This window comes from Streptomyces sp. NPDC001985 (genome assembly GCF_040296845.1).
Taxonomy (GTDB): Bacteria; Actinomycetota; Actinomycetes; order Streptomycetales; family Streptomycetaceae; genus Streptomyces.
Window position 1 is genome coordinate 60,116 of sequence record NZ_JBEOYB010000047.1, and the last position, 8,982, is coordinate 69,097.

Consider the following 8,982-nt stretch of genomic DNA (forward strand, 5'->3'; position numbering starts at 1 on the left):
TCGTGCCTCAGCTCGCCAGCGAGGCCGAGGTGGTGCGGCTCGACCACCGGAAGGGCCGGGAGGTGATGCGGCTCAACCACCGGAAGGGCCGGGAGGTGATGCGGCTCAACCACCGGAAGACCTGGATTTCGGGCCTCGGCCCAACCCTCAGAGCGGCTGACCGTGGCGCGGGGCCCAGAGGCTCCCGGGGCGTGGCTCTCCGCAGCCGGAGGCGTCACTCCGTGGCGATGGCGTTCAGGACATTCATGCGGCCCGCCCGAAACGCCGGCACCAGCGCGGCGAAGAGCCCCACAAACGCCGCCCCCACGAACACCCCCCCAATCGTCCCCCAGGGAATCTCCAGAATCCCCATCCCCTCCAGCGCCAGCAGCTTCTGCGCCGCCACCCCCCACCCCATCCCCAGCCCGAGCCCCAGCACCGCCCCGAAGAGGGCGATCACCACCGACTCCAGCCGGATCATGCGCCGCAGCTGCCGCCGCGACAGACCGATCGCCCGCATCAGACCGATCTCCCTCGTCCGCTCCACCACCGACAGCGCCAGCGTGTTCACCACACCGAGGATCGCGACGATGATCGCGAGCGCCAGCAGGCCGTAGACGATGTTCAGAATCTGGTCGACCTGGCTCTTCAGCTCGTCCTTGTAGTCGGTCTGGTCGCGCACCTTGTACTGCGGGTAGTCCGCGAGCGACGCCTTGAGCGCGGCCTGGGCCTTCTTCGCCTGGCCCTTCTCCGCCGTGGCGAGCAGCATCTGGTTCTGCGGCATCCGGTCGGCCGGCAGATACCGCGCCACCGTCTCGATCGCGAGGTACTTGGCGCCCTGGTCCAGCGAGACATCGTCCGAGGTGATCGCCGCGACCCTCAGCTTCGCCGTGCGTCCCCCGTCGAAGGCGACGGTGAGGGTGTCACCGACCCGGACCCCGTGCTTCCCGGCGTACTCGTCGCCGACCGAGATCGCGTCCTTCGCGTACGCGTCGGACTGCTCGCCCTCGACCATCTCGCGGCGCAGATCCCTCGCGTACGTCGGATCGGTGGCGATGAGGGTCTCCGTCGCGGACTTCCCGTCGGGCCCGGTGACCTTCGCCTCGACCGGCTTGTACTCGGAGATGTGCGCGATGCCCTCGGCCTTCTCCATGGCCCGGAGGGCCTGCGGGACGACCGGCTGCCCGGTCCCGGTCTGGATGATGAAGTCGGCGCCGACGCTCCGGTCCAGCTCGTCGGTGGCCGAGGCGACCATCGAGGAGCCGACCACCGACAGACAGGCCACCAGGGCGAGCCCGATCATCAGGGCCGCGGCGGTCGCTCCGGTGCGGCGCGGGTTGCGCAGCGCGTTCCGCTCGGCCATCCGTCCGACGGGGCCGAAGAGCCGCAGCACCAGCGCGCCGATCACCTTGACCACCACACCCGCGAGCAGCGGGCCGATGACGATGAAGCCGAGCAGGGTGAGCAGCACACCGGCGCCGAGGAGCAGCGAGCCGTCGGCGGCCTTCTCCGCCTGGGCGGTGCCCAGCAGGGCGGCGCCGCCCGCACCGGTCAGCAGCAGCCCGAGCCCGGCCCGTATCCAGCCGGACTTCCCGTCGGCGGGGGTCCCGGCGTCGCGCAGGGCCGCCATCGGGGAGACCTTCCCGGCCCGGCGGGCCGGGACGTAGGCGGCGACGACGGTCACGATCACACCGAGCGCCAGTCCGATCGCGGGGACCGTCCACGCGACCGTCAGATCGTCGGTGGACAGCTTCATGCCCATGGAGCCCATCAGCTCCATCAGCCCCACGGCCAGCCCGACTCCGGCGGCGACTCCGGCGATGGAGCCGACGATGCCGAGGAAAAGCGCCTCCACCAGGACGGAACGGTTGACCTGGCTGCGGCTGGAGCCGATGGCCCGCATCAGACCGATCTCACGGGTGCGCTGGGCCACCAGCATCGAGAAGGTGTTGACGATCAGGAAGATGCCGACGAGGAAGGCGATCCCGGCGAAGCCGAGCATCGCGTACTTCATCACATTGAGGAACTCCCCGACCTCCTTCCGGCCCTCGTCGGTCGCCTCGGCGGCCGTGCTGACCTTGTACGAGGTGCCCAGCGCCGCGACGACGTTCTTCTTGACCCGCTCGTCGCTGACCCCGTCCGCCGCGGTGACGGAGAGATAGCTGTAGCGGCCCTCCGCGCCGAGCAGCTGGCGCTGCGCGGTGGCGGACTCCAGGTAGACCAGGGCCGCGCCGGGGTTGCTGACCTTGAAGGAGGCGATGCCCGAGATGGTGGTCCTCAGGTCTCCGGTGACGGCGATGACCCGGAGTTCGTCGCCGACCGCGAGCCCGTGCTTCTTCGCGGTGTCGGCGTCGACCATGGACTCGTCGGGCGCCCGGGGCGCCCGGCCCGAGGTGACCTCCATCGACCGGAGGTCGTTCCTGGTCCAGTCGCCGGCGATGGTCGGGGCTCCGCCGCCGGCGCCCACGTCCTTGTTGTCGCCGTTGACGACCGTGACGCTCATGCTGTTGACGGCGCCCTCGGCGAACTCGACCCCCTCGGTGGCCTTGACCTTCGCCAGGGCGGAGGCGGGCAGGGACTCCGGCCTGCCGGTCTGCGACCCCTCGTCGTCCCCGTCCTCCAGGGGCTTGACGCTGACATCGCTGGCGGTGACGGCGAAGAGCTTGTCGAAGGTGGTGTTCATGGTGTCGGTGAAGACGAGGGTCCCCGACACGAAGGCCACGGACAGCAGCACCGCCACCGCCGAGAGGGCCATTCTTCCCTTGTGCGCGAAGAAGTTGCGCAGGGACGTCTTGAATACGGTCACGAGGTACGCCCCCGGGCGTCGAAGTCCTTCATGCGGTCGAGAACGGCCTCGGCGGTCGGGCGGAACATCTCGTCCACGATCCGGCCGTCGGCGAGGTAGAGCACCCGGTCCGCGTAGGAGGCGGCGACCGGGTCGTGGGTGACCATGACGATGGTCTGGCCCAGTTCGTCCACCGAGCGGCGGAGGAAGCCGAGGACCTCGGCGCCGGCCCGGGAGTCCAGGTTCCCGGTGGGCTCGTCACCGAAGATGATCTCGGGCTGGGCGGCGAGCGCGCGGGCGACGGCCACGCGCTGCTGCTGGCCGCCGGAGAGCTGGGTGGGGCGGTGCTTGAGCCGCTCGGAGAGGCCCACCGTCGACACCACCCGGTTCAGCCAGGCCGCGTCGGGCCTGCGGCCGGCTATGTCCATGGGGAGGGTGATGTTCTCCAGGGCGTTGAGCGTCGGCAGCAGGTTGAACGCCTGGAAGATGAAGCCGACCCGGTCCCTGCGGAGCTGGGTGAGCTTCTTGTCCTTGAGGCCGGTGATCTCGGTGTCGTCCAGATAGATCTGGCCGGAGGTGACGGTGTCGAGGCCGGCCAGGCAGTGCATCAGGGTGGACTTGCCGGAGCCGGACGGGCCCATGATGGCGGTGAACCGGCCCCGGCTGATGTCGACATCGACATGGTCGAGCGCGACCACCCGGGTCTCCCCCGCGCCGTACGCCTTGACGACCTGACGTCCGCGTGCGGCGACGGCCGTACGCCCTCCGGTGTCCCCGTGCTGGGGGGTGGTCACAGCCGTTGTCACTGTATGTCTCCTATGTCGAGGGTTTCCGGGTGTCGCCGCGTACGCATCGAGTCTGTCGATGGAGGGGGGCGGGCGCACTGGTGCTCAGCGCACTCCTGGCCCTGGGGTTTCCCCCACCCCGCCCCCCTGTTTGCCGCGGCGTCCGTCCCCCGTGCCGCGTAGGAACAACGTAAGGAATCCGACCCCCGCGGCACGTCGTCCCTCCGGACGAACGGGCCCCGGCCCTTCGTAGGGAGTAGCCCCTAGGGGGCGTCCGCCCCCGGTGGGAGCGGGAATCCGCCCTGTGCGCCCTGCCGTTGGGCCGAGAGCGGGTGAGAAGGTGTCCCGGGGAAACCAGTTGCAGGATGAAAGGGTTCGCCGTGGGGGAGAACGCCAGACTGTCCGCTCCGGGGTCGGCGGCGCCGGAGACCGGTACGGAGGACGGGAGGCGCGGGGCGGTGGTGGCCGCGCTGATGACCGGGACCGCGCTGGCCGCGCTCGACGGGACGATCGTGTCCACCGCCGTCCCGCAGATCGTGGGCGACCTCGGCGGGTTCTCCGTCTTCTCCTGGCTCTTCTCCGGCTATCTGCTGGCCGTGACCGTGACCCTGCCGGTGTACGGGAAGTTCTCCGACACCCTCGGCCGCAAACCGGTCCTGATCGCCGGGATCGTTCTCTTCCTCATCGGCTCGCTGCTGTCCGCGCTCGCCTGGAACATGGCGTCGCTGATCGCCTTCCGGATCGTCCAGGGGCTGGGCGGCGGGGCGCTCCAGGGCACGGTGCAGACCATCGCCGCGGATCTGTACCCGCTCAAGGAGCGCCCGAGAATACAGGCCAGGCTCTCCACGGTGTGGGCGGTGTCGGCGGTGGCAGGGCCCGCGGTCGGCGGGCTGCTGGCGACCTGGGCCGACTGGCGGTGGATCTTTCTGATCAACCTTCCGGTGGGGGCGGTGGCGCTCTGGCTGATCGTCCGTCATCTGCGGGAGCCGGTACGGACGGGGGCGGCGCCGTCCGGGGGCGCGGCGCTCCGGTCCCGTATCGACTGGGCCGGCGCGCTGGCCGTCTTCGGGGCGGGGGCGGCCCTGCTCACGGGGCTGGTGCAGGGCGGTGTGGCCTGGCCCTGGTTCTCGGCGCCCTCGCTGGCGCTCTTCGGCGCCGGGGCGGTGCTGGTCGCGGTCACCGTCGTGGTGGAGCGGCGGGCCGCCGAGCCGATACTGCCCGGGTGGGTGTGGCGGCGGCGCACCATCGCCGCGGCGAATCTGGCGCTCGGCGCGCTGGGGCTGCTGATGATCGCGCCGATGGTGTTCCTGCCGACGTACGCGCAGTCCGTGCTGGGGCTCGGTCCGACAGCGGCGGGGTTCGTGCTCTCGGTGATGACCATCAGCTGGCCGATCAGCGCGGCGCTGTCCAGCCGGCTCTACAACCGCATCGGCTTCCGCGACACCGCCGCGATCGGGATGGGGCTCGCGGCGCTGACGCTGGCGGTGTTCCCGCTGCTGCCCTACCCGGGGTCCGCCTGGCAGCCCGCGCTGCTCATGCTGGTGCTGGGGGCGGCGCTGGGGCTGTTCCAGCTGCCGCTGATCGTGGGGGTGCAGGCGGGGGTGGGGTGGTCGGAGCGGGGGACGGCGACGGGGTCGATCCTCTTCTACCGCCAGATCGGGCAGAGCGTGGGGGCGGCGCTGTTCGGGGCGGTGGCGAACGCGGTGCTGGCGGGGAGGCTGGGCGGGACGGGGGATCTGGACGCGGTGGGGAGGGGGCTGGAGGGGGAAGGGGTGCGGAGGGCGGTGGACGCGGCGGTGGATCATGTGTATGCCGGGGCGGCCGGGGCGGCGGTGCTGGCCCTCCTGGTCCTCCTCCTCTGGGCCCCCCGCCACTTCCCGCTCCTGGAGGACCCACCCCACCCCAAGGCCGCCCCACCCGGCACCTGAGAACGCCCCCCGGGCCACGGGCAACCCGCACCACCCCAGCCCGTCCGGCGATTGAGGACGGCCTCCGGGCCACAGGTGACCCGCACCACCCCAGCCCGTCCGGCGATTGAGGACGGACCCCGGGGCACAGGGAACCCGAGCAAACCCAGCCCGTCCGGCGATTGAGGACGGACCCCGGGCCACGGGCAACCCGCATCCTGCGGGCCCGGGTCAGGGGCCAGCCCCCGAACCCCCGCGCCTCAAACGCCGGCGAGGCTGGATTTGCCCGGCTCTCCCAGCACGACGGGTTCACGCGGGCCCCGCAGAACTGGATTTGCCCAGGCTCTCCCCAACACGGTGAATTCGCGCGGGCACCCCGCAGGACTGAGCTTGCCCAGGCCCTCCCGGCAAGGCCGGGCAAACCCAGCCCGTCCGGCGATTGAGGACGGACCCCGGGGCACAGGGAACCCGCAACCAGCGGGGCGGGCGGGCCCCTTGTGCCCGCCTCCCCGGAGGGGGCTACCCGTCGGCGGGGGCGCGGCCCGTGAGCGTCGCCAGGCTGTTGCGGATATGCGCCATGTGCGCGTTCATCTCATCGCGCACCTCCTCCGTCTCCCGCAACACCCTCTCCGTCTCCCGCCCCACCCTCTCCTCCCGCACCCTCGCCCGCCCCAACAACTCCCCCGCCCGCGCCTCCGCGTCCTCCTGCCCGTGGCGCGCCTGCTCCTCCGTCTCGGCGAGAGCCCGCTCCGCGTCCGCGAGGGCCGCCTCCGCGAAGGCGGTCAGCTCGGCGTGGCGGGCGTCCAGCTCCGCCTGCCGGGCCTCCAGCTCGCGCCCCTCCGCCGCCCACCGCTCCGCCTGCTCCGACTCCAGCCCGGCGAGCAGATCCTCCGCCCGCCGCCGGGTCTCCTGCCAGCCGGCGAGCACCTCCGCGCGCACCTGCTTCGCCTCGGCCCGCGCCTGGCCGATAATCTCCGCCGCCTCGGCCCCGGCCGCCCCCAGAACCTCCCCGGCGTACTCCTCCGCGGCCGAGCGCGCCCCGTCCGCCGCCGCGGCGGCCTCCTCCGCCGTGCGCAGCCCGTCGGCCCTCGCCTCGTCCAGCGCGGCCCGGGCGTCCGCGCGCCCCGTCGCCCGTACCGCCCCGGCCTCCTCCTCGGTGAGCGCCAGCAGCTCCCTGGCCCCGTCGCCCAGCGCCTCGTACCCCTGAGGGCTCAGACCGGCGACGACCTCGCGCAACCGGGCGGCCTCGGCCTCCATCCCCTTGGCGAGCACGGTCAGCCGGGCCGCCCGCTCCCAGGCGTCGTCGCGGTCCTGGGAGAGAGCGGAGACATGCGCGTCCGCCGTCTCCATGCGGTAGCCGCGGCGCACAACGGCGAAGCCATGAGGCGATACCGATGCTGCACTCATCCTTCGAGCCCCTTCCAGATCCCCAACGACGCATTACGCGATTGTGCTCATATCCTTCCGGATACAAGACAAACGCTCATAACGCGACACTGTGTCATCAGGCGAAAGAGGACGGAACCGGAACCGCCGAGGGGCGCCCGGCCCACGCGCGGTGGTCCGGACGCCCCTCGGCGCGCGCGGTGACGGCACGGGCTACAGCAGCCCGTCCCACATCTGCTCCAGCAGCACCGACCACCAGTTGTCGGGCGCCGCCGGCGCCGCCGGGTCCAGCGCCGCGAGCTGCGCCTGGAAGTCGACCGTCCAGCGCCCCGCCTGCTCCGGATTGAGGCCGTAGCGGAACCGCCACATCCGGCCGAGGAGCGCCATACAGCGGACGAACTCCGGGAGCCCGCTGTTCACGAACTGCGGCGCCGTGGGCTGCCCGCCCGGGCCCGCCGCCTCCACCGGCACCGCGACGATGTGCGCGGTGCCGTACTGGACACAGATCGCCCGGCCGAAGTCGTTCCCCACGACCAGGTACGAGCCCGCGTCCACGGCGGCCTGCACCTGGCGCTGGGCCGCCAGCTCCGCCAGGGTCGGTACGACCGGGTGGGCCGGCTGTGCCCAGAAGAAGGGGTTGAAGTCGGCCGGCAGCCCCGCCCACACCAGGGTCGCCGCCACGGTCTCCGGCACCCCCTGGCGCGAGACGGCCCGCTGGTCGAACCGGCAGACCGCCTGCGGCCCGAACGCCGAGACCAGCTCCTGCGCCACCGCCTGCGGCGGAACCGGCGGGGCCTGCTGCACCTGCGGCAGCGGCGCCCGCACCGGCGCCGGCCGCGCCGGGCCGTCCGCCACCTGGTGCAGCTCGCCCTGGTGGGTGAGGAGTTGGCGCATGCCCTGCTGCCGGCTCACATGGTCCGTGCCGTAGGGGGCGATGCTGGTGATACGGGCCTGGGGCCAGGTCTCGGCGATCATGCGGGCGCAGTAGCCGCCGGGGAGCAGACAGGACTCCAGCTCGGTGTGGAGCTCCAGCACCTGCTGCGGCGGCACGTTCAGGGCCCGCAGCTCGTGCAGCATCTGCCACTCGGGGTGCGGGGTGCCGGGCGCGGAACGCCGGATGAGCCGGGCCTCCGAGCCGTCGGCGGCGCGGTAGCGCAGCACGGCCTGGTAGCCGGGCCCGACGGTCGGCACTCCGGTGGAGTGGTACGCGGGGGGTACGGCCCCGGGGAGGGGTCCGGGCGGCTGCGGCACTCCCGGTCCCTGCGGGCCCAGCCTGCCGGGATCGGACAGCACCGTCGCGGCCTGGTGAACCCCCCCGGGACCACCGGGAGCGGCGGGAGCGGCGGGGGGTGCCGCCGGGGGCGGCGGGCCGGGGACCTGGGGGCTGAGCTGGGTCGGCAGGTACCCGGCGGCCGGGGTTCCGGGGGCTCCGGGGGCCGGGGGCGGCGGTCCCGGCGGCGGGGGGGTCGACGGACCGCCGCCGCGCGGGGTGCGCCGCGGCGCGGGTCCGGCGCCTCTGCCGGTGGCGGCGTCCGCGAGGTCGGCCGCTCCCCCGGAACCGGTCCCGGGGGCCGTCCCGGGGACGGTCGCCTTCAGGGTCGGGCGGACGGCGGTGGGCGGGAGGCTGCTGCCGCCGTCCATCAGCGCGGTGGGCGCGTCCGCGTCCGGGCTGTCGCCGTCACCGGCGCCGTCGCCGCCACTGGCGCTGCCGCCCCGGCCGGAGACCGGTGAGGTGTAGACGGTGTCGGGGAGCGGGACGGAGGCGTCGTCCGCGCTCTCGGCGCTGGTGTCGGTCCAGGGTGTGCCCCCGCCCGACGATCCGGACCCGTTCCCGGTTCCGTTCCCGTTCCCGGTTCCGCCGGGAACCCCGGGGGCCGGGGTCGCACCGGAGGCGCCCGGGAGGCCCGGCCCGGCGGAGACCCCGGGCGGGGAAGGAGGCGCACCGGGGGCCGGCGGGGTCGCGGGCGCACCGGATATGCCCGGCCCGGTGGAGGGTCCGGGCGGCGGAGGCGTGCCGGGAGCGGCGGGCGCACCGGGCGGCGCGGGCGGCAGCCCCGCGCCCGCCCCACCGTTCGAGATGGGCGCCGACGCCGAGCGGGACGGCGAAGACCGTGCCGCTGGAGACCAGGGCCCTGATGGT

General features: G+C 73.4%; 5 protein-coding genes. 1 reads left to right on the forward strand and 4 read right to left on the reverse strand.

Going from position 1 to position 8,982, the window contains the following annotated elements; translation table 11 throughout:
* Positions 1-214: 214 nt before the first annotated feature.
* A complete protein-coding gene (locus ABT122_RS21605; RefSeq protein WP_351554524.1) occupies positions 215-2,785 on the reverse strand; it encodes an ABC transporter permease in 2,571 nt (856 codons plus the stop codon).
* Positions 2,782-3,570 (reverse strand): ABC transporter ATP-binding protein, encoded by a 789-nt coding sequence (locus ABT122_RS21610; RefSeq protein ID WP_351554527.1) that lies wholly within the window; start codon positions 3,568-3,570, stop codon positions 2,782-2,784. Before ABT122_RS21610 ends, ABT122_RS21605 begins: the two co-directional genes overlap by 4 nt.
* A 344-nt stretch (positions 3,571-3,914) precedes the next feature.
* Here ABT122_RS21610 and ABT122_RS21615 point away from each other — a divergent pair, with 344 nt between their 5' ends.
* Positions 3,915-5,477 (forward strand): MFS transporter, encoded by a 1,563-nt coding sequence (locus ABT122_RS21615; protein WP_351554530.1) that lies wholly within the window; start codon positions 3,915-3,917, stop codon positions 5,475-5,477.
* A 498-nt stretch (positions 5,478-5,975) separates the two neighbouring features.
* On the opposite strand, the gene ABT122_RS21620 is transcribed toward ABT122_RS21615, so the two are convergent.
* A complete protein-coding gene (locus ABT122_RS21620; protein WP_351554533.1) occupies positions 5,976-6,863 on the reverse strand; it encodes a cellulose-binding protein in 888 nt (295 codons plus the stop codon).
* 192 nt (positions 6,864-7,055) lie between these two features.
* Positions 7,056-8,982, reverse strand: a 1,927-nt coding sequence (locus tag ABT122_RS21625; RefSeq protein ID WP_351554536.1) for an SUKH-4 family immunity protein, incomplete at its 5' end; no start/stop codon positions are given.

Coding starts and splice junctions, on each gene's coding strand:
- ABT122_RS21620 (WP_351554533.1), bottom strand. CDS start 6,863: ATGAGTGCAGCATCGGTATCGCCTCATGGCTTCGCCGTTGTGCGCCGC.
- ABT122_RS21615 (WP_351554530.1), top strand. CDS start 3,915: ATGAAAGGGTTCGCCGTGGGGGAGAACGCCAGACTGTCCGCTCCGGGG.